Origin of the sequence: Nocardioides sp. (assembly GCF_044226305.1) — a bacterium.
Classification (GTDB): Bacteria; Actinomycetota; Actinomycetes; order Propionibacteriales; family Nocardioidaceae; genus Nocardioides.
The window spans coordinates 21,904-44,008 of record NZ_JBGAHF010000005.1 but is presented as its reverse complement, the minus strand read 5'-3'; the positions used below and the strand labels follow the sequence as shown (position 1 = coordinate 44,008).

Here is a 22,105-nt window from a genome sequence, read left to right as displayed (position 1 = left end):
CGCTGGCCCTTGCGGAGCGCGTCCCAGCTCGCCGGCGCGTCCGGCAGCACCCAGCGGCGGGTGTCACCGCCGAGTGTCACGAACACGGTCCGGTCGTCCCTCGGGTCGGTCGCGACCGAGGTGATGCACCGGTTCGGCGGCCCCGAGGTCATGCCCTGTCGGGGAGGTGGTCACGCGGTTGACCAGACCGGTGGTCAGGCGGTCCGCTCGCGCGGGACCCGCAGCGGCGGCACGCCGCCGAGACCGAGCCGGTAGCGGACGTGCTCGGCGTACTGCTCGAGGGTGCGCCACAGCACCTGGTGGGCCGACCACGGGAGCGGGTCGTCGCCGGTGTACCAGCTCTCGCCGAAGGAGATCCACACCGGCGTCCAGGTCGCGGCGTCGTCCCACGCGCCGCGGCGGGCCTGGAGCATCCGGTGGCGGATCTGGAACGCGCGCCGCGGACCGTCGACGCAGATCGGCGCCGTCGCCACCGGCCACAGCCGCAGGTCGAGGGTCATCAGGTGCACCTCGAGCTCGTGCAGCACGGCCGGGTCGACCAGGACGGTCGCCACGTTCTCGTGCGGATCACGCATGGAGGCACGCTCCCCGTCCGCCCCGCGGCCCGTCAACCCTCCCTTCGGGGGGGTGTGGAGGGCCGCCCGACGCCCGGCCCGCGACCCGGCCCGCGCGCTGTAACGCCGACGCGTCAGCCCTCCGCGAGCAGCTCCCGGACCCGGGGGGCGACCACGGTGCCGTAGAGCCGGATCGACTCGAGCCGCTCCTCGTGGGGCAGCGTGCCGACGGCGTACTTGAGCTGGAAGCGGGACAGGCCGAGGGTGCGCACCGCCCAGGCGATCTTCTGCGCGACGGTCTCGGGCGAGCCGACGAACAGCGACCCGGTGGGGCTCGCGCTCTGCTCGAACTGGATCCGGGTGTAGGGCCCCCACCCGCGCTCCTGGCCGATCTTGGTGAACGCGGCCGCCTGGTGCGGGTACATCTGCTCGCGCGCCAGCTCGTCGGTGGCCGCGACGTGTCCGGGGCTGTGCATCGACACCGGCAGCGTGCCGTGGCCGTAGTGCTCCAGCGCGCGGTGGTAGAGCTCGACAAGGGGGACGAACTGCTCGGGCGAGCCGCCGATGACGGCCACCACGAGCGGCAGCCCGTACGACGCCGCCCGGACCACCGACTCCGGCGTGCCCCCGACGCCCACCCAGGCCGGCAGGCCGGCGGCGGTGCGCGGCCAGACCTCGACACCCTCGAGCGGCGGGCGGACCGTCCCCTCCCAGGTCACCGGCTCCTCGGCCAGCAGCGCGGCGAACAGGTCGAGCTTCTCCGAGAACAGCCGCTCGTAGTCGTCGAGGGAGAGCCCGAACAGCGGGAACGACTCGGTGAACGACCCGCGGCCGAGGGTGACCTCGGCCCGGCCGTCCGAGACCGCGTCCAGCGTCGCGAACCGCTCGTAGACCCGGATCGGGTCGTCGGAGCTGAGCACCGTCACCGACGTCCCCAGCCGGATCCGACGGGTCCGTCCCGCGATCGCGGCCAGCACGACGTCGGGGGCGCTCACGGAGAAGTCGGGCCGGTGGTGCTCGCCGACGCCGAAGAAGTCGAGGCCGACGGCGTCGGCCAGCTCGGCCTCCGCCACCACCTGGCGGATCGCCTCGGCCTGGCTCAGCGGCTCGCCGTCGGGGCCGAGCGCGACGTCGCCGAAGGTGTCCAGGCCCAGGCTCGGGTCCTGCGGGGTGCCGAGCATCGTGAGGTCCACTAGGTCATCATCGGACAATGACTCGGTGCGCGTCGCTCGTCCTCGCGATCCTGGCGCTCCTCGCCGGGACCACGGCGGGCGCCACGGGGCCGGCATCCGGTGCCGCGGACGGCGCCGCGGACAGCGCCGACGCGCCCGCTCGGCACGAGTCGATGCGCCTGCGGGCGGCGGTGCGGGCGCTCCCGGTGGCCGCCGAGACGCCCGACGGCTACGACCGCGACCTGTTCCGGCACTGGGTCGACGCCGACGGCGACTGCCAGGACACCCGGGAGGAGGTGCTGGTGGCGGAGTCCCGGGTGCCCCTCGACGGCTGCACCGTCACGACCGGCGAGTGGTACTCCTGGTACGACGGCGCGACCTGGACCGCGGCGTCCGACGTCGACATCGACCACCTGGTCCCGCTCAAGGAGGCCTGGGACTCCGGGGCCGCCGGCTGGGACGCCGACCGGCGCGAGGCGTACGCCAACGACCTGGGCGACCCGCGGTCGCTGGTGGCGGTCACCGATAACGTCAACCAGTCCAAGGGCGACCGCGACGTCGCCGAGTGGCTCCCCGACCTGGCGGTGTGCCGCTACGTCCGCAGCTGGGTCGCCGTGAAGCTGCGCTGGGGTCTCGCCGTCGACCACCCGGAGCGGTCCGTGCTCGTCCACCGCGCCCGGCACTGCCGGAACCGGTTGGTCGGATTCACGCCCGTCCGACCGGCCGAGCGGTAGGAATGGACCCATGACCTCGGGCGGTTTGGACGGACGGACGGGCGACGACGTCGCCCGACTGCTGTTCGACCTCGTCCCGGACGGCCTCTGGGTCTTCGACGACGACGCGGTCACCACCTGGGCGAACGACCGGATGGCCGAGCTGCTCGGCCGCGACCCGGCCGAGATGGTCGGCCTGTCGGTCTACGACACGCTGGACGAGCAGGGCCGCGAGGACTTCGCCCGGGCGCTGCACCGGATGGTGCGCACCGGCGAGCCCCAGGACGACGTCGACTCCTACTTCATCCGCCCCGACGGGACCGCCGTCTGGGGGCTGATCAGCTTCCGGCCGGTCCTGGACGGCGACCGCCGGATCGGCTGGCTGCACCGGGTGACGCCGTACACCGACCGCAAGGAGCTGCTCGACACCCTCGCGGCCCGGGAGCAGCAGCTCGCCGCGGCGCAGCGGATCGCCCACATCGGCAGCTGGTCGTGGGACGTCGTCGAGGACCGCGTCGAGTGGTCCGACGAGCTGTGCCGGATGTTCGGGGTCGAGCCCGGGACGCTGGTGACGTACGCCGACTACGTGGTCCGCCTGCATCCCGACGACCGCGAGTCCGCCGACCGGGCCATCCAGGAGGCGGCGCGGACCGGCGAGGAGTACTCCTTCGACCACCGCATCATCCGCACCGACGGGGAGGTCCGGTGGATCCGCGGGCGCGGGGTCGTGGAGCTGGCGCCGGACGGGTCGGTGCTGTCGATGAGCGGGACCGCGCAGGACATCACCGAGACCCGCCGCGCCGACGAGCAGGTCGCCGAGGCGACCCGCCGGCTCTTCCTCCTCCAGCAGATGGCGATGGCCGCCAACCGCGCGCGCAGCCTGCGCGAGGCCCTGCTGATGGCCGGCGCCGGCCTGCCCGAGCACACCACCTGGAGCGCGGTGGGCGCCTGGCTCTACGACAAGGACGGTGGCGAGCCCGAGCTCCTCGACCTGCGGCCTCCGGGGAGCCCGGTCACCTGCGACCGGGAGCTCGCGGAGCGGGCGCGGGCCAGCGGCGAGACCGTGATCGGGACGCCGACCGGCCTCGAGGGGACGCACAGCCTGGTCGTGATGCCGGTGCTCCTGGGCGCGGAGGTCGTGTGCGTCGTCGAGCTCGTCGCCGACGAGGTGCCGCCCGACGAGAACTCCCGGCAGCTGATGGCCCAGATCGGCCACCAGCTCGGCGTCGTCGCGGAGCGCGAGCGCAGCGCCGTGGAGCTCGCCGAGGCGCGTGACGACGCGATGGAGGCCTCCCGGCTGAAGTCGGAGTTCCTCGCCACGATGAGCCACGAGATCCGCACGCCGATGAACGGCGTCATCGGGCTCACCGACCTGCTGATGCGCACCGACCTCGACGACCACCAGCGCCGGCTGACCGAGAACCTCCAGGGCGCCGGCCTGACCCTGCTCGGGATCATCAACGACATCCTCGACCTCTCCAAGATCGAGTCCGGCAAGCTCGAGCTCGAGACCGCCGACTTCGACGTGCGCCAGGTCTTCGACCAGGTCGCGTCGGTGCTCAGCGGGCCGGCCCACCACAAGGACCTCGAGCTGGTCGTCGGCTGTGCCCCGGAGGTCCCGCCCCTGGTGCGCGGCGACGCCGTGCGGTTCGGGCAGATCGTGACCAACCTCGGCTCGAACGCCGTGAAGTTCACCGACCACGGCGAGGTGCTCATCCAGGCCCGGGTCGAGTCGCGCACCGACACCGAGGTGGTGCTCCGCATCGACGTCGCCGACACCGGGGTCGGGATCGCCGAGGAGGACCGCGAGCGGCTCTTCGACGCCTTCACCCAGGCCGACCCGTCGACCACCCGGCGGCACGGCGGCACCGGCCTCGGGCTGGCGATCTCCAAGCAGCTCGTCGAGGCGCTCGGCGGCGAGATCGGCGTGACCAGCGAGCTCGGGAGCGGCAGCACCTTCACGTTCACCGTCCGGCTCGGCGTGGCCCCCGACCCCGCGGTCGCGGCCGCCTCCGGCCGGGAGCTGCGCGGACGACGGGTCCTCGTGGTCGACGACAACGAGACCAACCGGTTCATCCTGGTCGAGCAGCTCGGCGGCTGGGACATGCGACCGGTCGCCGTACCCTCCGCCGCCGAGGGCCTGGCGACGCTGCGCGAGGCCGCCCGGTCGGGGCACCCCTTCGAGGTCGCCGTCCTCGACCTGGTGATGCCGGAGACCGACGGGCTCGAGCTGGCGCGCCGGATCCGGTCCGACCCGGCGCTCGCCGGGATCGCGCTGCTCCTGCTCACCTCCGACCAGTCGGTGACCCGCGCCGAGATCGAGGCCGCCGGGATCCACACGTCGCTGAGCAAGCCGGTGCGGCACTTCGAGCTGCGCGGCGCGCTGATGTCGCTGCTCGGCGGCGCGGCGACCGTGGCGGCGCCGGAGGCCGCCGCCGCCCCGGGGCTCGGCGTGCGGGCCCTCGTGGTCGAGGACAACCGGGTCAACCAGCTCGTCGCAGCCGGCATCCTCGAGAACCTCGGCTGCACGGTCGACGTCGCCGAGGACGGCCTCGCCGCCGTCGAGCTGCTCACCCGCCCCCACGACTACGCCGTCGTGCTGATGGACTGCCGGATGCCGCGTCTCGACGGCTTCGACGCGACCCGGCAGGTCCGCAAGGAGGAGCCGGTCGGCCGGCGGGTGCCGATCATCGCGATGACCGCCTCGGCGCTCGAGGGCGAGCGGGAGCGCTGCCTCGCCGCCGGGATGGACGACTACCTGACCAAGCCGGTCGACGCCCGCGAGCTGGAGCGGGTGCTGCGCGACTGGGTGCAGCCCGGCGAGCCGGTCGCCCCACCGCCGGCGGCGGACCCGGACCCCGCTCCGACCGCCACGGCCGAGCCGGTCGGGGAGCCGGTCCCGCTCCCCCGCACCGACCTCGACCGCGGGGTGCTGGACCCCGACCGGGTGGCGATGCTCGCGGACCTGCGCAAGGACGGGGTCAGCTTCTTCGAGCGCACCGCCGCCTCGTTCATGGGCCGGGTCGGCAACCAGCTGGTCGCGATCCGCGACGCGGTCGAGCGCGACAGCGCGATGTCGCTGCTCACCTCCGCGCACCAGCTCAAGGGCAGCGCCCTCAACCTCGGCCTCCCGCGGGTCGCGGCGGCCGCGAAGAAGCTCGAGGAGCTCGGCATCGCCGGCACCACCGAGGGCGCCGGACCGATGCTCGCCGACCTCAACGCCGAGGTGGAGCTGGCGGTCGCCGCCCTCCAGCGCGCCACGACCGACCGCCGATGACGGCGCTGCTGCCGCCGTTCCGGGCGGCCGGGCGGAGCCGCCCGATCGCCCTGGTGGTGCCCGGCTCGACGCTGGCCGAGGTGCGGGCGCCGTACGCCGCCGTGACCGGGCCGACGGCCGGCGGCGGGGCGAGCATCGAGCTGGCGTCCGGCGGGGACCGCCTGGTCGCGCGGTACGACGGCCGCGCGGCCTGGCTGGAGGTGACGACCGGCGGGCGGCGGACCGTGCACCGCTCGCGGCGCCACGGCCGGCCCGACGGCCCGGTGCGCGAGCTCGGGCTGACGCTGACCGGGACGCACCTGACCGTGCTCACCCGCGGGCCGGAGCCGTGGACCGCCCGGTCCCGGGTCGACCTCGCCGGCCGGGTCGACACCCGGTCGGAGGCGTGGCTGTCCGGGCTGCGCAGCGACGCCCCGGTCGCCGGTCGGTTCGGCCAGCTCGGCCTGCGCGACCTGCGCGTGGTGACCGGCGGCCCTCCGGGGCGGGTGCTGCTCTCCGCGACCAGCGCCGGGCCGGGGTTCTTCGACACCGCCCACGCCTCGGTCTGGGAGCTGGACCTCGCCACGCTCGGGCTCACCCACCTGTCCGACCTGTTCTTCCGCCGGCCCGACCGGCCGGGGGCCTACGGCGACCACGCGACGCACCTGGTGCGCGACGGCGACGCCTGGCTGGTGGCCACCAGCACCTGGGGCGACTTCGACCCGAAGCGGCCCGCGGTCGGGGTGACCCTGGCGCGCTCGACGGCCGACCTGCTGCAGGGTGTCCACCTGCTCGACACCGAGCCGCTGCCGCTGCCCGTCGACGGGCTCGGCTCGGTCGGGACCTGGGACCCGCAGCTGGTCCGCACCGACGACGGCTGGCTGGTCGGGTTCGTCAGCGCGACGGAGTTCTTCCGCTTCCACCCGGCGGTCGCGGCCGGCCCGTCGCTCGACGCGCTCACGCTCCGCGGCGCCGCGACCGACCTCGGCCAGACCGAGGGCACGACGCTGGCGCACCTGGGCGGGGAGTGGCGGGTGCTGGCCAGCGACGGCGACGCCCGGCGCTACCCCGTGTTCGACCTCGCGATGCGCGAGACGGGCACCCTGGACGCGCCGTACGGGTCGAACATCCCGTGGCCGACCCTGGTCCGCGACGGCGACGGCTGGCTCCTGGTCGGGTTCGACGGGAGCACGGCCGGCGGGCCGGTGACGGGCTACGGCACGCACGGGGACGTCGTCCTCGCGCGGTCGGTCTGAGCGTGCGGGGGCTGTTCTCGTTCAATTGCTCGGTCCGGTACGCGCTACTGAGCAGTAGACCGGGCCGGACCGCGCAATTGAACGAAACCGGCCGCAGACCCGCGCGACCAGCCCGCCACCAGCGCGCCCCGAGCGCGCCTCCACGTCGTCTTCGCCGACCCGGCCGGACCGTACTACCGTGTGAGGTAGGGCACGACGCCACCGATGTCGCGCCTCCCGCCGCCACCACCCACGTGGCCGACACCAGAAAGCAGGACCACCATGTCCGACGTCTTCGAGCTCGGCTCCGAGCACGAGCAGGTCGTCTTCGCCAACGATCCCGCCACCGGCCTCAAGGCCGTCATCGCGATCCACTCGACCGCCCTCGGCCCCGCCCTCGGCGGCACCCGCTTCCACCCCTACGCCTCCACCGCCGACGCGGTGCAGGACGTCGTGAACCTCTCGCGCGGGATGTCCTACAAGGCGGCGCTCGCCGGGCTCGACCTCGGCGGCGGCAAGGCGGTCATCATCGGCGACCCGGCCACGCTCAAGTCCGAGCCGCTGCTGCGGGCCTACGGCCGGCACGTGCAGTCGCTGGGCGGGCGCTACTACACCGCCTGCGACGTCGGGACGTTCTCGGCCGACATGGACGTGATCGCGCGCGAGTGCTCGTTCGTCACCGGCCGGACCGTGGCGCACGGCGGCGCGGGCGACAGCTCGGTGCTGACGGCGTACGGCGTGTTCCAGGGCATGCGCGCGGCCGCCTCGGTCGCGTGGGGCACCACGTCGCTCGAGGGCCGCGTCGTCGGCATCGCCGGCGTCGGCAAGGTCGGCCACCACCTGGCCCGGCACCTGGTCGAGGACGGCGCCACGGTCGTCGTCACGGACGTGAGCGCGGCCGCCGTCGAGCGGGTCCGCTCCGAGCTGCCGGCCGTGCAGGTCGTCGACTCGACCGAGGCACTGGTCGCCTCGACCCTCGACGTCTACGCCCCCTGCGCCCTCGGCGGGGCGCTCACCGACGAGGTCGTCGAGACGCTCTCGGCCCGGATCGTGTGCGGCGCGGCGAACAACCAGCTCGCCCACCCCGGCATCGAGAAGGCGCTCGAGGAGCGCGGCATCCTCTACGCCCCCGACTACTGCGTGAACTCCGGCGGGCTGATCCAGGTCGCCGACGAGCTCGAGGGCTTCTCCTTCGAGCGCGCCCAGCAGCGCGCCACCGGCATCTTCGACACCACGCGCACCGTCTTCGAGCTCGCAGCCTCCGACGGCGTACCGCCGGCGATCGCCGCCGACCGGCTCGCCGAGCGCCGGATGCGCGAGGTCGGCCGGCTCCGCGGGATGTGGCTGCCCCGGGCCTGACCGGCGCACGCCAGGACGTCATACGGGCCGGTCGCCGAGGCGACCGGGTCGTATGACGTCCGACCGTTACCGACCGCTCAGTCGCGCGAGGGCTGGGAGTAGTCCGACCACTTCTCGAGCTCTTCCGGCTCGAGCTGGTCGGTGTCGTCGCTGTGGCTCTGCCCGTGCAGCTCGTTGGCCAACGCCCCGAAGTCCGTCTCGTGAGTGCGGTACTTCAGGTCGCGGGCGACCTTCGTCTGCTTGGCTTTCGCTCGGCCGCGCCCCATAGGGTCAGCCCCCTCGCACGCTCGGCCGGGGGCGCAGTGGCTCCCGGGCTGTCTCAAAGATTTCTCGTGGAGGCAACGCTACCTGCTGGGTGGCTGTTCCCGCACATCACATCCCGCTATTGCGCCGGCGGGTCTCCGCCGCCGCGCGGCCGGACCTCACCAGCCGGGGTGCCGGCCGACCAGCTCGACCCGCCCGGCGGAGGCGCCGGCGGCGGAGTCGTCCATGCGTACGTCGCCGGCGACCCAGGCGCGCACGCCGTGCTCGGCGAGCACCGCGATCGCGGCGTCCGCGTCGTCGGCGGCAGTGAGAGCGACCATGCCGACGCCACAGTTCAGGGTCATCTCGAGGTCCGCCTCCGAGACCGAGCCGACCTGGCGGACCAGGTCGAAGACCGGCTGCGGGGTCCAGGTGCGGCGATCCAGGCGGGCGGTCAGCTCGACGGGGAGCACCCGCTCCAGGTTCGCGGCCAGCCCGCCGCCGGTGATGTGGGACATCGCGTGGGTCCGGGTCCGGTCGGCGAGCGCCAGGCAGGCGCGGGCGTAGATCCGCGTCGGCTCGAGCAGCTCCTCGCCCAGGGTCCGGCCGAGCTCGTCGACGTGCCGGTCGAGCGACCAGCCGGCGCCGCCGGCCGCGGGGTCGCCCAGCAGGACGTGCCGCACCAGGGAGTAGCCGTTGGAGTGCAGCCCCGAGGACTCCATCGCGACGACCACGTCGCCGGGCCGCACCCGGCCCGGGCCGAGCAGCCGGCCGGCGTCCACGACGCCCGTGGTCGAGCCGGCGACGTCGTACTCGTCCTCGCCGAGCAGGCCGGGGTGCTCCGCGGTCTCGCCGCCGAGGAGGGCGCAGCCGGCCTCGACGCACGCCTCCACGATGCCCTTGACGATGGCCGCGATCCGCTCGGGGACGACCCGGCCGGTGGCGATGTAGTCGGTGAGGAACAGCGGCTCCGCGCCGCACACGACCAGGTCGTCGACGAGCATCCCGACCAGGTCGAAGCCGATCGTGTCGTGCTTGTCGAGCGCCTGCGCGACCGCCACCTTGGTGCCGACGCCGTCGGCGGAGGTGGCCAGCAGCGGCCGGTCGTAGGCCTTGAGGGCGGAGGCGTCGAAGAGCCCGGCGAAGCCGCCGATCCCGCCGATCATCTCCGGACGCCGGGCCTTCTCGATCCAGACCTTCATCAGCTCGACGGCCTTGTCCCCGGCCTCGATCGAGACGCCGGCGGCGGCGTACGCGTTGGGTGCAGCAGGGTCGGGCACGGGGCTGGACAACGGGGCTCCTACGGGTTGTTCAGGACGGGGAGCGCCTTGCCGAACGACGGCGCCTTGATCGAGCTCTCGAGGAGGTGCTTGCCCAGCAGGCTCTCGTCGGGCAGCGCGATCGGGTACTGGCCGGTGAAGCAGGCCTGGCACAGCCGCTCGGGAGCCTGCCCGGTCGCCTCGACCATCCCCTCGAGCGAGATGTAGCCGAGGCTGTCGGCGCCGACGCTGGCCGCGATCTCGTCGACGTCGAGCCCGTTGGCGATCAGCTCGGCGCGGGTCGCGAAGTCGATGCCGTAGAAGCACGGCCACTTCACCGGCGGGCTGGAGATGCGCACGTGCACCTCGAGCGCGCCGGCCTCCCGCAGCATCCGGACCTGGGCGCGCTGGGTGTTGCCGCGCACGATCGAGTCGTCGACGACCACGATCCGCTTGCCGCGGATCATGTGGTCGAGGGCGTTCAGCTTGAGCCGGATGCCGAGCTGGCGCAGCGTCTGGCTGGGCTGGATGAAGGTGCGCCCGACGTAGGCGTTCTTGACGAACCCCTGGCCGAACGGGATGCCGGACTCCTCGGCGTACCCGGCCGCGGCCGGCGTGCCCGACTCGGGCACCGGCATCACGAGGTCGGCCTCGACGGGGAACTCCCGCGCCAGCCGGCGGCCCATCTCGACCCGCGCCTCGTGGACGCTGCGGCCGCTGATCCGGGCGTCCGGGCGGGCCAGGTAGACGTACTCGAACACGCAGCCCTTGGGCGCGGGCTCGGCGAACCGGTGGGAGCGCAGGCCGTTCTCGTCGATGACGATCATCTCGCCGGGCTCGACCTCGCGGACGACGCTGGCGCCGATGGTGGCGAGCGCGGCGTCCTCGCTGGCGACCACCCAGCCGCGCTCGAGGCGGCCCAGGACCAGGGGCCGGATGCCCTGCGGGTCGCGGGCGGCGTACAGGGTGTTCTCGTTCATCCAGACGAAGCAGAAGGCGCCGGAGAGCTGCGGCAGCACCTCGAGCGCCCGCTGCTCGAGCGAGGTGTCGGGGTGGTGGGCGAGCAGCGCGGTGACCAGGCCGGTGTCGTTGGTCGAGGTCTCCACCGGCCGGGTGTGCAGGTCGAGCTCGTCCTCGGGGCCGGGGAGGTCGGTGACCATCTGTGCGAGGTCGTGGGTGTTGATCAGGTTGCCGTTGTGGCCGAGGGCGATCGAGCCGTCCGCGGTGGGCCGGAACGTCGGCTGGGCGTTCTCCCAGGTGCTGGCACCGGTCGTGGAGTAGCGGGCGTGGCCGATCGCGAGGTGGCCCTTGAGCGAGGCCAACGTGGTCTCGTCGAAGACCTGCGAGACCAGGCCCATGTCCTTGTAGACCAGGATCTGGCGCCCGTTGCTGACCGCGATGCCGGCCGACTCCTGGCCGCGGTGCTGGAGGGCGTAGAGGCCGAAGTAGGTGAGCTTGGCGACGTCCTCGCCGGGGGCCCAGACCCCGAACACGCCGCACGCGTCCTGGGGTCCCTGCTCGTTCGGGTCGAGGGCCGCGGTCAGCCGGCCGTCGCCGCCCCGTCGGGGGCTGCTCTGGAAGGGCACGACCGGAGTCTACGGGCGCGAGTGGGGCGTGTCCCATTCCTGGCTCGCCCATTGACCGGTGGGCAGGGTCTCGACCAACGTACGATGGACGAGCCACCTGAGCAGACGAGGATCGATGTCACGGGAGACCCCGGAAGCCACGGCCAGCCATGCGACCCGCTGGTCGGACGCTCCGTCGCGGGACGCCCTCCAGCTGATCGCCGAAGGCGTGACCAAGGTCGCCGGGTTCGGGATCGCCGCGATCAGCGTCGCCCGCAGCGACGGCAAGCTCGAGGTGATGGCGGTCGCCGGGAGCGACGAGGCGCGCGAGTCGCTCCAGGGCCGGCGTACCCCGCTGGACCAGCTCTCCCGCGAGATCGAGAAGGCCGACGACTGGGGGCTGTTCCGCTTCGTCCCGCACGAGCGGCTGGACCCCAGCGCCGGCGAGCAGTGGGGCTGGGTCCCCGACATCGAGCCGATCGACGACCCGGACGCCTGGCACCCGCTCGACCTGCTCCTCGCCCCGCTGAACGACGACGAGGGCCAGCTCCGCGGGACCCTCGCGATCGACCTGCCCGTCGACGGGCGCCGGCCGGGTGAGCAGCAGCGCGCCGTGCTCAACACCTACGCCGAGCAGGCCCGTCAGGCCGTGATCGTGGCCCTGGAGCGCGAGGCGCTCGCCGACCAGGTGCGGATCGCCGAGGCGGCCCGCCGGATCGTCCGCCGCGCGACCGCGCAGCTGAGCTTCGAGCGGATGGTCGCCGACAGCCGCGACGCGCTGCTGGAGGGCTTCCGGGCCGCCGGGATGTGGCTCCAGACCTTCGACCAGGACGGCCACGGGGAGATCTACACCGCCGACGGCCGCGGCATCGTGCTCGGGCCCGAGCTGGTGGCGATCGCGGAGACCGCGGCCCGGCTGGCGTGGGAGGAGCAGACCGCGGTCGTGGTCGCTCCCGGGCGCACCTTCGACGCGATCGGCGAGGAGCGCGGCCGGCTGGTGGCGGACTTCATGGCGTCCATCGGCGTGGAGACGCTGCTCTTCACACCGGTCGGCGCCGGGCCGGAGTGCCTCGGCAACCTGGTGCTCACCCGGACCGTCGGGGCCACGGAGTGGACCGACGCCGAGGCGACCATGGCGCTCGACATCGGCCACGACCTCGGGCGCGCGATCCTCAACGCCCGCACCTTCGAGCGCGAGCACCAGCTGGTCGAGGAGCTCCAGGAGCTCGACACCTACAAGGGCCAGCTGATCGCCACCGTGGCCCACGAGCTCAAGAACCCGCTCACCTCGGTGATGGGTCACCTCGAGATGCTCGAGTCCTCGCCCGACCTCTCCGGCACCACCGTGACCTCGCTGCACGCGATGGAGCGCGGCACCCGCCGGATGGTCCGCGTCATCGACGACCTGCTGCTGCTCTCCAAGGTGGGCGACGCCGAGAACCCGCTCATCGCCGTCCCGGTCGACCTGCACAAGGTCGTCGACGACGTGCTCGACCTCGTCACGGTGGCCGCCGGCCAGAAGGGTCTCGAGCTCCGGGTCGAGGTGCCCGAGGGGCCGGTCACGGCGCTCGGCGACGCCACCGAGCTCGACCGGGTCTGCGCCAACCTCGTCAGCAACGCCGTGAAGTACACCCCCGAGGGCGGCACCGTCACCATCGCGCTCGACCGCGAGGGCGACGAGGTGGTGCTGACGGTCAGCGACGAGGGCATCGGCATCTCCGAGGCCGACGTGGCCAAGCTCGGCACCGAGTTCTTCCGCTCGTCCAACCCGGTCGCGGCCGCCCAGCCGGGCACCGGCCTCGGGCTGGCGATCGTGCGGCGGGTGCTGGCCCGGCACGGCGGCCGGATGTCGATCCGCTCCGCGCTCGGCGAGGGCAGCACCTTCCGGGTGCACCTGCCCGCCGCCTGAGGTCGGTGACACGCCGGGTTTCACCGGCTGACCGGTGAGACCCGCACGACCCGCCGAGTCCCCACGGCGTGTCGTGCGGGTCTGCCCGGGCAGGTTCGCCGGGCCCTCAGCCGAGTCAGGTCACCGGACTCACATCGCGCGCTCGCCCTGCGCGATCGCCTCGCGGATCCGGGTGTAGGTGCCGCAGCGGCAGATGTTGCGGATGCCGTCCAGGTCGGCGTCGGTGATCCGCCGTCCCTCCCGCCGCGCCCGGTTGACCAGCGCGACGGCCATCATGATCTGCCCCGGCTGGCAGTAGCCGCACTGCGCGACGTCCCGGTCGAGCCAGGCCTGCTGCATCGGGTGCAGCGCGGCGCCGACGGTGTCGGGGAGGCCCTCGATCGTGGTGACCTCGTCGTCGGGCCCGAGGTCGCCCACGCGCACCGAGCAGGGGTTGAACGCCTTGCCGTTGACGTGGGAAGTGCAGGCCTTGCAGACATTGATGCCGCAGCCGTACTTGGGCCCGGTCACCCCGAGGAGGTCGCGCAGCACCCAGAGCACCCGCACGTCCGGGTGGACGTCGACGGTCACGGTGCGGCCGTTGAGGACGAAGGTCTGCTTCGGCATCAGGTCACCACGCCTTCCTCAGCCCGTTGGTCGGCGACTGCGGGATCGGGGGCACGGTCGGCTTGGGCCGGAACCGCAACGGGTCGCGGTGGTTGAGCGGGAAGTACGCCGGCACCTCGCCGACCGCCCGGGCGTAGGCGCACGCGACGGCGGCGAAGGTCGCGGCCACGCCCGCCTCGCCGGCTCCGCCGGGCTGCCCGCTGTCGGAGGGCATCACGACGACCTCGACCTCGGGCGGGGTGTTCCACTGGCGCGTGTAGAAGTAGTTGTCCCAGCTCGCCTCGAGGAAGTGCCCGTCGCGCAGGTGCAGGCTCGAGGTCAGCGCGAGGGCGATGCCGTCGTTGATGCCGCCCTGCATCTGGGCCTCGAGGCCGCGCGGGTTGACGACCAGCCCGACGTCGATCGCGAAGACGACCTTGGTGACCCGCGGGCCGCCGATGCCGTCGCGGATGTCGCGCCCGGTCTGGGCCGGGCGGCAGTCGATCTCGACGAGGCAGGCGCTCGCGCCCTTGTACTCCTTGTGGATCGCGATCCCCTGCGCCGTCCCGCTCGGCATCGACCGGCCCCAGCGCCCGAGGTCGGCGACCCGGTCGAGCACCGCTCGCACCCGGTCGTTGCGCAGGTGCGCGCGACGGAACTCGTAGGGGTCCTGGCGCATCGCCGCCGCCAGCCGGTCGACCATCAGCTCGCCGGCGGCCCGGACGTCGGGTGAGTAGATGTTGCGCATGCTGCCGGTGTTGAACCGGTCGTCGGTCTCGACCAGGGTCTGCACGACTGCACCGAAGTCGTAGGGCACCTCCTGGGTGAGCTCGAAGACCGTCTCGGCGAAGCCGAGGTTGCCCAGGCCGGCCGGCAGGTCCGCGGCGTGCGCGGTGATGAGCTCGCCGAGCCCGTGCCGGAAGTCGGTCTCGACGCTGGTGTGGGCCTGCTGGAACGCCAGCACCTGCCCGCCCGCGTGGACGGCGCGCACCCGGCTGGTCGCCATCGGGTGGGTGCGCCCGACCCGGGCGTCGTCGGCCCGGTGCCACATCAGCTTCACCGGCTTGCCCATGGCCTGGGAGATCTTCGCGGCCTCGAGGGCTCCGTCGAAGAAGAGCCGGCGGCCGAAGGACCCGCCGCCCTGGACGACGTGCACGGTCACGGCGTCGGGCGTGAGGCCGAGCTCCTCGGCGATCCGCTCCTGCGCGGTGATCGGGGACTTCAACCCCGACCAGATCGTGGCCCGGCCGTCGCGGACGTCCGCGATCGCGGAGTTGGTGTCCATGGCGGAGTTGCTGCGGAAGTAGAAGAGCACGTCGAGCTCGACGGTCTCGACGAGCGGGTTGTCGGGCAGCTCCGGCATCGGCGTCTCGGCGGCCCGGAGCTCGCGGACGATGTCACGGTCGGCGAGCCCGGCGACCGGGCCGTCGGCCCAGTCGACGTGCATCGCCCGGATCGCGTCGATGCACTGGCCGAAGGTCTCGGCACGCACGGCGACGCCGGTGTCGACCAGCGCCACGTCGGTCACCCCCGGCATGGCCAGGACCTCGCGCTTGTTGCGCAGCCGCTTCGGCGTCCCGTTGAGGGTGGGCGCCCGACAGACCATGGTCGGCAGCGCGCCGTCGACCTGGAGGTCGGTCGCGTACTGCTTGCGGCCCGTCACCGCCTCGAGCGCGTCGACCCGGGGCTGCCCCGTGCCGACGACGCGGAACTCGCCCGGGTCCTTGAGTCGGACGCCGACCGCACGGGTGGTCCGGCTCGCGGCGGCACCGGCCAGCTCGCCGTACGACAGCGACCGCCCGTCGGGCGCCTGGACGACGCCGCCCCTGGCGACCAGGTTCGCGACCGTGTCACCGAGCTGGATGGCGGCGGCCTCGAGCAGGGCCTGCTTGGCGACCGCGGCGGCGACCCGGATCGGGGTGTACGTCGAGATGGTGGTGTTGGAGCCGCCGGTGAGCTGGTTCCAGACGAGCTCGGGGCGGGCGTCGGCCAGGGTGACGCGCACCTTGTCGAGCGGGAGCTCCAGCTCCTCGGCGACGAGCATCGCCGTCGAGGTGGTGATGCCCTGCCCGACCTCCATGCGGGGCAGGGCGAACGAGGCCGCGCCGTCCTCGTGCACCTCGACCGTGATGAGGTTCGCGGTCGGCATCGCCGCCTCGGTCAGGAAGTCGTTGAGGTCGTAGAGCTCGGCGGGCTGGGGCGTCCCCGGCACCGCACCCGCCGGCGCGATCCCGAGGTCGGCCGCCGCGACGAGGGTGGCCCCCGCGACGACGTACCCGACGAAGGTCCGCCGGCCGACCACCACCCGAGCCTGTTGGGTCGTCATGCCGGTCTCAACGAGCCGGCGTGACCGCCGTCACGGGTCCGGCTCAGGATTTTCGGACGGGATCTCTCCGGCGTGTCGGTTTCCCCGGCCGGCCGGGGATCCCTGGACTTAGTGGGCGAAGCAACACCCACTAGGTCCAGGGATCCCCCACGGAGTCGCCCGGCCCGTACGCCGGCCTCAGCGCGCCAGGTTGCGCAGCAGCAGCGCCTCGGCGAGGACGACCCGCTCGAACTCGGCGAGGTGCAGGCCCTCGTTGGCGCCGTGCGCGCGGGTGTCGGGGTCCTCGACGCCGGTCACCAGGACGCTCGCCTCGGGGAAGGCCTCGAGGAACTCGGCGATGAACGGGATCGAGCCGCCCACGCCCATGTCGACCGGCGCGGTGCCGTCCCAGGCCTCGGCGAACGCCGCGCGGGCGGCGTCGTACGCCGGGCCGCTGGCGTCGATCTGCGTGGCCTCACCGGTGTCGACGACCGTGTGGGTCAGGGTCGCGCCCCAGGGGACGTGCGCCTCGAGGTGGCGGACCAGGCAGTCGAGCGCGTGGGCCGTGGTGTCGCCCGGGGCGATCCGCATCGAGATCCGGGCGCGGGCGGCCGGGACGAGCGTGTTGCTGGCGCCCGCGACCTTCGGCGCGTCGAGGCCGGTGATGCTGATCGACGGCTTGGTCCACAGCCGCTCGACGGTCGAGCCGCTGCCGATCCACTCGACGCCGGGCGCGGCGCCGGACTCGGCGCGCAGCCGGTCCTCGGGGTACTCGACGTCGGCGGCCGGCCCCGCGTGCAGCCCCTCGACGGCCACGTTGCCGGCGTCGTCGTGCAGGCTGCTGAGCAGCCGCGCGAGCGTCATCACCGCGTCGGGGACCAGACCGCCCCACATGCCGGAGTGGACCGCGTGGGTGAGGGTCCGGACCTCGATGTCGAGCCGCACCAGGCCGCGCAGGCTGGTCGTGAGGGCGGGCACGCCGATGTCCCAGTTGCCCGAGTCGGCGATCACGATGACGTCGGCCTTCAGCCGCTCCTGGTGCTCGGCCAGCAGCGCCGAGAGCGTCTCCGAGCCGATCTCCTCCTCGCCCTCGATGAACATCGTGACGCCCACCGAGAGGTCGTCGCCGTGCACGCGCAGGGCGCCGAGGTGGGCCACGATGCCGGCCTTGTCGTCCGCGGCGCCGCGTCCGTAGAGCCGGTCACCGCGCTCGGTGGGCTCGAACGGCGGGGAGTCCCAGTCCGCGTGGTCGTTCTCGGGCTGGACGTCGTGGTGTGCGTAGAGCAGCACGGTCGGCGCGCCCTCCGGGCCGGCCTTGTGCGCGATCACCGCGGGCAGGCCGCCCTCGACCGTGACGATGTCGACCTGGTCGAACCCCTCGGCGCGGAAGAGGGCCGCGACCGCCTCGGCGGACCGCTGCACCTCACCGTGGCGCGCCGGGTCGGCGCTGACGGACTCGATCCGGACCAGGTCCTCGAGGTCCGAGCGGACCCCCGGGAGGACGGCCTGGACACGGTCGCGGATGGCGTCGGGAGAAAGCTGGGTCATGGCGCCCAACCTAGCGAGACGGGCCGCGGGCCCCGCCATCGGCGAGGGTCACGGCTGGGGCGGTCAGACGGTCAGGCGAGCGGAAGCCAGGGGGCCAGGTCCGCCCGCTCGCCGCTGGCCACGACCCGTCCGGAGGAGACCGCGTCGTGCCAGTCGAGCTCGCCGGTGGCCAGCGCCAGCCAGGTCGCGGCGTCGGTCTCGACCACCGCCGGCGGGGTGCCGCGGGTGTGGCGGACGCCCGGGACGACCTGCACCGCGGCGTACGGCGGCACCCGGACCTCGACGGAGTGCCCGGGGGCGCGCTGCTCGAGCACGGCGAGGAAGTGCTTGGTGAGCAGCCTCAGGTCGGCGCGGTCCGGCTCGCCGGACCCGACCCGGGCCAGCGCCGCGGACACCTCGGCCACCGGCGCCGGCCTCAGGCGGGCCGGCATCAGTCCCCGTCCTTCGCCCGGTCCCCCGGGTAGGGCTGGAGCACCGAGAACCAGAGGTACGTCGTCCGCTCGGGGTCGCGGCCGCGGGTCCGGTCGAGCCACCGGGTGACGACGTCGTCCAGCTCGCCGGCCAGCTCCTTGGCCTCGTCGACGGTGAGCCGGACCGCCTGCTCGGTGACCGTCCGGAACGTCGCGGGGTCGCGGCGGTCGTCGCTGTACGCCGCGTCCACCACCACGTGTCCCCAGCCGGCGGCGTGCTGGCGGTAGACCGACGAGGCCGCCTTGCCGCCGGGCTGCTTCTCCAGGTCGGTCAGGTTGACCGAGAACCCGTCGGGCGCCACCGGCCGCCACACCCGGTCACGCTTGTCGCGCGCGGCGTCGTGGTCCTCCTCGACCAGGCCGTACTTGGCGAGCTGACGCAGGTGGAAGCTCATCTGGTTGGCGGGCAGGTCCAGCTCGCGCGCCAGGTCGGCCGCGCGCATCGGGCCGCTCGCGGCGAGCTCGGTGAGGATCCGGTTGCGGACCGGGTGGGCGATCGCGCGCAGCACCTTGGGGTCGTGGACCGCTTGGCTCCGGTTCGGGTAGGTCACGTCGCCATGCTAGCGCGAATTCCGCACGCACTCTTGCGCAACTATTATTGCGCAACATATGGTGCGGACATGCCGTCGTACCGCTCCCTCGCCCGGAACCACGACTTCACCGCGCTCTGGGTCGGCCAGACCGTGAGCGAGATCGGCAGCCGGATGACGATGTTCGTCTTCCCGCTGCTCACCTACGCGCTCACCGGCTCGGCGCTGCTCGCGGCGGCGAGCGAGGCGCTCCACCTGCTCGGCCTCGCCGGCACCCTGCTGCCGGCGGGGGTGCTGGCCGACCGGGTCGACCGGCGCCGCATCATGCGGGTCGCGAGCGGGTCCGGCGTGCTGCTCTACACGTCGGTCGCGGTGGCCGGCGTGCTCGACGTGCTCACCGTCGCGCACCTGCTGGTCGTCGCCCTGCTGACCGGAGTGGGCGCCGGGCTGTTCGCCCCCGCGGAGATGTCGGCGGTCCGCACGGTGGTGCCGACCGACGAGCTGCCGACGGCGCTGAGCCAGAACCAGGCCCGCCTGCACGTCGCCTCGCTGCTGAGCGCCCCCCTCGGCGGCGTGCTCTACAGCATCGCCCGCTGGCTGCCGTTCGCGGCGGACGCGGTGTCGTTCGCGGTCAGCTGGGTGCTGCTCGGCCGGCTGCGCACCGACCTCGCGCCGGCGCCGTACGACGGACCCCGGCGCCGGCCGGTCCACGACCTCGGTGAGGGCGTGCGGTTCATCCTGCGGCAGCCGTTCTTCCGCGTCCTGACCGTCTGGGGCGCCCTGGCCAACCTCACCGTCAACGCGCTGTTCTTCGTCGCGGTCCTGCGCCTGATCGAGGGCGGCTTCGGGTCGTTCCAGATCGGCCTGGTCGAGGGCGTGGCCGGCGCGGCCGGCATCGTGGGCGCGGTGCTCGCGCCCTGGGTCATCGACCGGGTGGCGACCGGTTCGCTGACCGTCGCGATCGCCTGGTCCTTCGTGCCGCTCGTGGTGCCGATGGCGTTCTGGAACCAGCCCGCGGTCGTCGCGGCCGCGCTCGGGCTGGGCCTGCTGCTCAACCCGGCCGGCAACGCCGGCATCCAGTCCTACCGGGTCGCGGTCACCCCGCCCGAGCTCATCGGTCGCGTGCAGTCGGCGTCGCAGTTCGTGTCGATGTCGATGCTGCCGCTCTCGCCGGTGATCGCCGGCGTGCTGCTCTCGGCCCTCGGCGGCCAGGCGGCGATCCTGGTGCTGGGCGTCCTCACCGCGGCGGTGGCGATGATCCCCACGCTGTCGCGGTCGGTGCGCTCGGTCCCGCGGCCGGCGGCGTGGGAGCGCTTCGAGGCCCCCGTCGCCGCGGTGCCGGTGGCCGCCTGACCTCCTGGCCTCACCGCCGGACGGCGACCAGCACGGCGTCGGTGACGGCGTGCTCGTCACCGTGGTGCGACTCGGTCCGCGGCCGGGCCTCGGCTCGTACGTCGAACGCGGCCGGGTCGACCGCCGCGGCGAGGTCGTCCGCGGTGAACAGCACTCCGGGCAGCGACCACCGCAGCCCGGTGTGCTCGTCGTCGGGGTGGTGGCCGACCACGAGCAGCGTCCCGCCCTGTGCGACGGCGGCCGCCATCTGCCGGGTCGCGCCGGCCATGCCGTCCCCGAGCAGGTGCAGGAAGTGCGAGGTCACCAGGTCCCACTCCTCGCCCTCCGGCGCCCAGGTCCGCAGGTCGGCGTGCCGCCACTCGACCCGGTCGGCGACGCCGCGCTCGGCGGCGTGGGCGGCCGCGCGCTCCAGGCCCGCCTCGGAGAAGTCCACCGCCGTGACCTGCCAGCCGCGCTCGGCGAGCCAGATCGCGTCCCCGCCCTCGCCGCAGCCGAGGTCGAGCGCCCGCCGGGGCGGGAGGCCGGACGCCTCGGTCACCAGCACCGCGTTCGGGCGGCCGCTCCAGACCCGGTCCGCGCCGCCGTACCGCTCGTCCCACGACGGCTGCTCGAACATCTCCGGGGTGATCTCGTGGTCCATGCCTCCGAGTGTGGCCCTCGGGCCAACCCGGGGAGCGGGTGCGCCACGGGCATGCGGCAGGCTGGAGCGGTGACGCAGGAGGACGCGGACCGGCTCGCCGGCTGGTTGGAGGGACTCGGCCTCGCCGGGACGCTCGCCGAGGCCGGGCTGCCGACCTTCACCCGGGACGCCGACGGCCACGCCGTGTGGACCGAGCCCGACCGGCTCGAGGACCTCGAGAGCGTCCTGCGCAGCGTCGGTGAGGACCCGGAGCACGCCGTCCCGGTCGGGCTGGTCGTCCTCGCCCGGCAGGCCCGGCTGCGGACCGAGCTGCTCGCGACGCCGTGGTTCACCTACGAGACGCTCGGCGAGCTGCGCGGGACCTCGACGGAGGCCACCCGGTTCGCGGTGCACAAGGCGGCGCAGACGCACCGGCTGCTCGTCGTACCGGTGGAGGACGGGGTGGTGGTCCCGGCGTTCCAGCTCACGCCGGACGGCGAGGTCCGGCCGGACGTCGCGCCGCTGCTCGAGCCGCTGCTCGCGGCGCGGATGGACCCGTGGCGGCTGTGGGTCTGGCTCACCCAGCCGGCCGCGCTGACCTTCGGGCGCGCGCCCGAGCAGGCCGTGACCGACCCGGAGCTCGCGGACCTGGTCCGGCACGCCGCCGTACGCCTGGCCGAGCACGTGGGGCGTCGGTAGGGACTACCGTTCGGCCGTGGGCCACTCCCTCGACAAGCTGGACGCCGAGCCGGTCGCGGACACGGTGGCCCGGCTGCGCAACCGGATCGCGGAGCGGTTCGCCGACCGCAACCTGGTGCACGTGGCCGACGCCCTGCTCGGCCTGGTCAGCGAGGTGCGGCTCACCGGGAGCCTGGTCCGCGGGCGGATCCGCACCGCCCGCCTCGTCTCCCGCACGCTCATCGCCGCGATCCTGGTCGCGACCGTGGTGGCGCTCGGGCTCGCCCTCCGCACCGCGGTCGGGGACCAGGGCCCCGACGGGCTCGACTGGCTGCCGCTGATCGAGACCACCATCAACGACCTGGTCTTCGCGGCGATCGCGATCTTCTTCCTCTACACCTTCCCGGAGCGGCTGCAGCGCGGCGACCTGCTCGGCCTCCTCCACCAGCTGCGGTCGCTCGCGCACGTCGTCGACATGCACCAGCTGACCAAGGACCCCGAACGGCTGCGCCCCGGCTTCCACCCGACCGACGCGGGCACGCACGACGACCTCGACCGCGACCAGATGGAGCGCTACCTCAGCTACTGCTCCGAGCTGCTCAGCCTGATCGGCAAGACCTCCGCCCTGTGCGCCGAGGAGTCCCGCGACGCGGTCGTCCTCGACACCGTCAGCACCATCGAGGAGCTCACCCTCGGGATGTCCCGCAAGATCTGGCAGAAGATCTCGGTCCTCCCCGGCTGACGGTCGGGTC

19 protein-coding genes are annotated in these 22,105 nt (G+C 73.8%); 8 read left to right on the top strand and 11 right to left on the bottom strand.

The genetic code is table 11. The features are described from left to right. Positions 1-194: 194 nt before the first annotated feature. Positions 195-575, bottom strand: coding sequence for a hypothetical protein (locus ACILQ5_RS06845; RefSeq protein ID WP_395657232.1), 381 nt, complete (start codon positions 573-575; stop codon positions 195-197). Between the two features lie 113 nt (positions 576-688). After that, positions 689-1,747: an LLM class flavin-dependent oxidoreductase gene (locus tag ACILQ5_RS06840; RefSeq protein WP_395657231.1), complete on the bottom strand. Its 1,059-nt coding sequence runs from the start codon at positions 1,745-1,747 to the stop codon at positions 689-691. Between the two features lie 17 nt (positions 1,748-1,764). Here ACILQ5_RS06840 and ACILQ5_RS06835 point away from each other — a divergent pair, with 17 nt between their 5' ends. From ACILQ5_RS06835 to ACILQ5_RS06820, 4 genes are all read left to right on the top strand, one after another. Then, complete coding sequence (locus ACILQ5_RS06835; RefSeq protein WP_395657230.1) at positions 1,765-2,460, top strand: HNH endonuclease family protein; 696 nt, start codon at positions 1,765-1,767, stop codon at positions 2,458-2,460. Between the two features lie 10 nt (positions 2,461-2,470). Continuing rightward, positions 2,471-5,716, top strand: a complete 3,246-nt coding sequence (locus ACILQ5_RS06830; RefSeq protein ID WP_395657229.1) for a response regulator — start codon at positions 2,471-2,473, stop codon at positions 5,714-5,716. Continuing rightward, entirely contained in the window at positions 5,713-6,951 is a 1,239-nt protein-coding gene (locus tag ACILQ5_RS06825) for a hypothetical protein (protein WP_395657228.1), read from the top strand. Before ACILQ5_RS06830 ends, ACILQ5_RS06825 begins: the two co-directional genes overlap by 4 nt. A gap of 261 nt (positions 6,952-7,212) precedes the next feature. Beyond that, positions 7,213-8,289 carry a Glu/Leu/Phe/Val dehydrogenase gene (locus tag ACILQ5_RS06820; protein WP_395657227.1) on the top strand — a complete coding sequence of 359 codons (1,077 nt, stop codon included), beginning with the start codon at positions 7,213-7,215 and terminating at the stop codon, positions 8,287-8,289. A gap of 77 nt (positions 8,290-8,366) precedes the next feature. Here ACILQ5_RS06820 and ACILQ5_RS06815 read toward each other — a convergent pair whose 3' ends face one another. The 3 genes from ACILQ5_RS06815 to purF all read right to left on the bottom strand — a co-directional run bounded on the left by ACILQ5_RS06815 (position 8,367) and on the right by purF (position 11,377). Beyond that, a complete protein-coding gene (locus tag ACILQ5_RS06815) occupies positions 8,367-8,555 on the bottom strand; it encodes a DUF3073 domain-containing protein (RefSeq protein ID WP_395657226.1) in 189 nt (62 codons plus the stop codon). A 156-nt stretch (positions 8,556-8,711) separates the two neighbouring features. Next, positions 8,712-9,824, bottom strand: coding sequence for a phosphoribosylformylglycinamidine cyclo-ligase (gene purM, locus ACILQ5_RS06810; protein ID WP_395657225.1), 1,113 nt, complete (start codon positions 9,822-9,824; stop codon positions 8,712-8,714). An 8-nt stretch (positions 9,825-9,832) separates the two neighbouring features. Further along, the gene (gene purF, locus ACILQ5_RS06805) at positions 9,833-11,377 is read right to left on the bottom strand and encodes an amidophosphoribosyltransferase (protein WP_395657224.1); all 1,545 of its coding nucleotides are present in this window, start codon (positions 11,375-11,377) and stop codon (positions 9,833-9,835) included. A 115-nt stretch (positions 11,378-11,492) separates the two neighbouring features. Between purF and ACILQ5_RS06800 the strand changes: the two genes are divergently transcribed. Further along, a complete protein-coding gene (locus tag ACILQ5_RS06800) occupies positions 11,493-13,265 on the top strand; it encodes a sensor histidine kinase (protein ID WP_395657223.1) in 1,773 nt (590 codons plus the stop codon). Between the two features lie 129 nt (positions 13,266-13,394). On the opposite strand, the gene ACILQ5_RS06795 is transcribed toward ACILQ5_RS06800, so the two are convergent. The 5 genes from ACILQ5_RS06795 to ACILQ5_RS06775 all read right to left on the bottom strand — a co-directional run bounded on the left by ACILQ5_RS06795 (position 13,395) and on the right by ACILQ5_RS06775 (position 18,724). After that, complete coding sequence (locus ACILQ5_RS06795) at positions 13,395-13,871, bottom strand: (2Fe-2S)-binding protein (RefSeq protein ID WP_395657222.1); 477 nt, start codon at positions 13,869-13,871, stop codon at positions 13,395-13,397. A gap of 4 nt (positions 13,872-13,875) precedes the next feature. Next, the gene (locus ACILQ5_RS06790; RefSeq protein WP_395657221.1) at positions 13,876-16,176 is read right to left on the bottom strand and encodes a molybdopterin cofactor-binding domain-containing protein; all 2,301 of its coding nucleotides are present in this window, start codon (positions 16,174-16,176) and stop codon (positions 13,876-13,878) included. Positions 16,177-16,353: 177 nt separating this feature from the next. After that, positions 16,354-17,703, bottom strand: coding sequence for a dipeptidase (locus tag ACILQ5_RS06785; RefSeq protein WP_395657220.1), 1,350 nt, complete (start codon positions 17,701-17,703; stop codon positions 16,354-16,356). A gap of 71 nt (positions 17,704-17,774) precedes the next feature. Further along, positions 17,775-18,134, bottom strand: coding sequence for a sterol carrier family protein (locus ACILQ5_RS06780; RefSeq protein ID WP_395657219.1), 360 nt, complete (start codon positions 18,132-18,134; stop codon positions 17,775-17,777). Further along, entirely contained in the window at positions 18,134-18,724 is a 591-nt protein-coding gene (locus ACILQ5_RS06775; protein ID WP_395657218.1) for a winged helix-turn-helix domain-containing protein, read from the bottom strand. Before ACILQ5_RS06775 ends, ACILQ5_RS06780 begins: the two co-directional genes overlap by 1 nt. A gap of 69 nt (positions 18,725-18,793) precedes the next feature. Between ACILQ5_RS06775 and ACILQ5_RS06770 the strand changes: the two genes are divergently transcribed. Next, on the top strand, positions 18,794-20,056 hold the full coding sequence (locus tag ACILQ5_RS06770; RefSeq protein ID WP_395657217.1) for an MFS transporter: 1,263 nt from the start codon (positions 18,794-18,796) through the stop codon (positions 20,054-20,056). A 10-nt stretch (positions 20,057-20,066) separates the two neighbouring features. Here ACILQ5_RS06770 and ACILQ5_RS06765 read toward each other — a convergent pair whose 3' ends face one another. After that, entirely contained in the window at positions 20,067-20,696 is a 630-nt protein-coding gene (locus ACILQ5_RS06765) for a class I SAM-dependent methyltransferase (RefSeq protein WP_395657216.1), read from the bottom strand. Between the two features lie 69 nt (positions 20,697-20,765). On the opposite strand from ACILQ5_RS06765, the gene ACILQ5_RS06760 reads away from it, so the two are divergent. Both ACILQ5_RS06760 and ACILQ5_RS06755 read left to right on the top strand, forming a co-directional pair. Continuing rightward, positions 20,766-21,374 (top strand): hypothetical protein, encoded by a 609-nt coding sequence (locus tag ACILQ5_RS06760; RefSeq protein WP_395657215.1) that lies wholly within the window; start codon positions 20,766-20,768, stop codon positions 21,372-21,374. A gap of 16 nt (positions 21,375-21,390) precedes the next feature. Then, positions 21,391-22,095: a hypothetical protein gene (locus ACILQ5_RS06755; protein ID WP_395657214.1), complete on the top strand. Its 705-nt coding sequence runs from the start codon at positions 21,391-21,393 to the stop codon at positions 22,093-22,095. Positions 22,096-22,105 lie beyond the last annotated feature (10 nt).

Coding starts and splice junctions, on each gene's coding strand:
- ACILQ5_RS06765 (WP_395657216.1), bottom strand. CDS start 20,696: ATGGACCACGAGATCACCCCGGAGATGTTCGAGCAGCCGTCGTGGGAC.
- ACILQ5_RS06815 (WP_395657226.1), bottom strand. CDS start 8,555: ATGGGGCGCGGCCGAGCGAAAGCCAAGCAGACGAAGGTCGCCCGCGAC.
- ACILQ5_RS06770 (WP_395657217.1), top strand. CDS start 18,794: ATGCCGTCGTACCGCTCCCTCGCCCGGAACCACGACTTCACCGCGCTC.
- ACILQ5_RS06825 (WP_395657228.1), top strand. CDS start 5,713: ATGACGGCGCTGCTGCCGCCGTTCCGGGCGGCCGGGCGGAGCCGCCCG.
- ACILQ5_RS06830 (WP_395657229.1), top strand. CDS start 2,471: ATGACCTCGGGCGGTTTGGACGGACGGACGGGCGACGACGTCGCCCGA.
- ACILQ5_RS06795 (WP_395657222.1), bottom strand. CDS start 13,871: ATGCCGAAGCAGACCTTCGTCCTCAACGGCCGCACCGTGACCGTCGAC.
- ACILQ5_RS06780 (WP_395657219.1), bottom strand. CDS start 18,134: ATGCCGGCCCGCCTGAGGCCGGCGCCGGTGGCCGAGGTGTCCGCGGCG.
- ACILQ5_RS06820 (WP_395657227.1), top strand. CDS start 7,213: ATGTCCGACGTCTTCGAGCTCGGCTCCGAGCACGAGCAGGTCGTCTTC.
- ACILQ5_RS06790 (WP_395657221.1), bottom strand. CDS start 16,176: ATGACGACCCAACAGGCTCGGGTGGTGGTCGGCCGGCGGACCTTCGTC.
- ACILQ5_RS06835 (WP_395657230.1), top strand. CDS start 1,765: ATGACTCGGTGCGCGTCGCTCGTCCTCGCGATCCTGGCGCTCCTCGCC.
- ACILQ5_RS06785 (WP_395657220.1), bottom strand. CDS start 17,703: ATGACCCAGCTTTCTCCCGACGCCATCCGCGACCGTGTCCAGGCCGTC.
- ACILQ5_RS06800 (WP_395657223.1), top strand. CDS start 11,493: ATGTCACGGGAGACCCCGGAAGCCACGGCCAGCCATGCGACCCGCTGG.
- ACILQ5_RS06845 (WP_395657232.1), bottom strand. CDS start 575: ATGCGTGATCCGCACGAGAACGTGGCGACCGTCCTGGTCGACCCGGCC.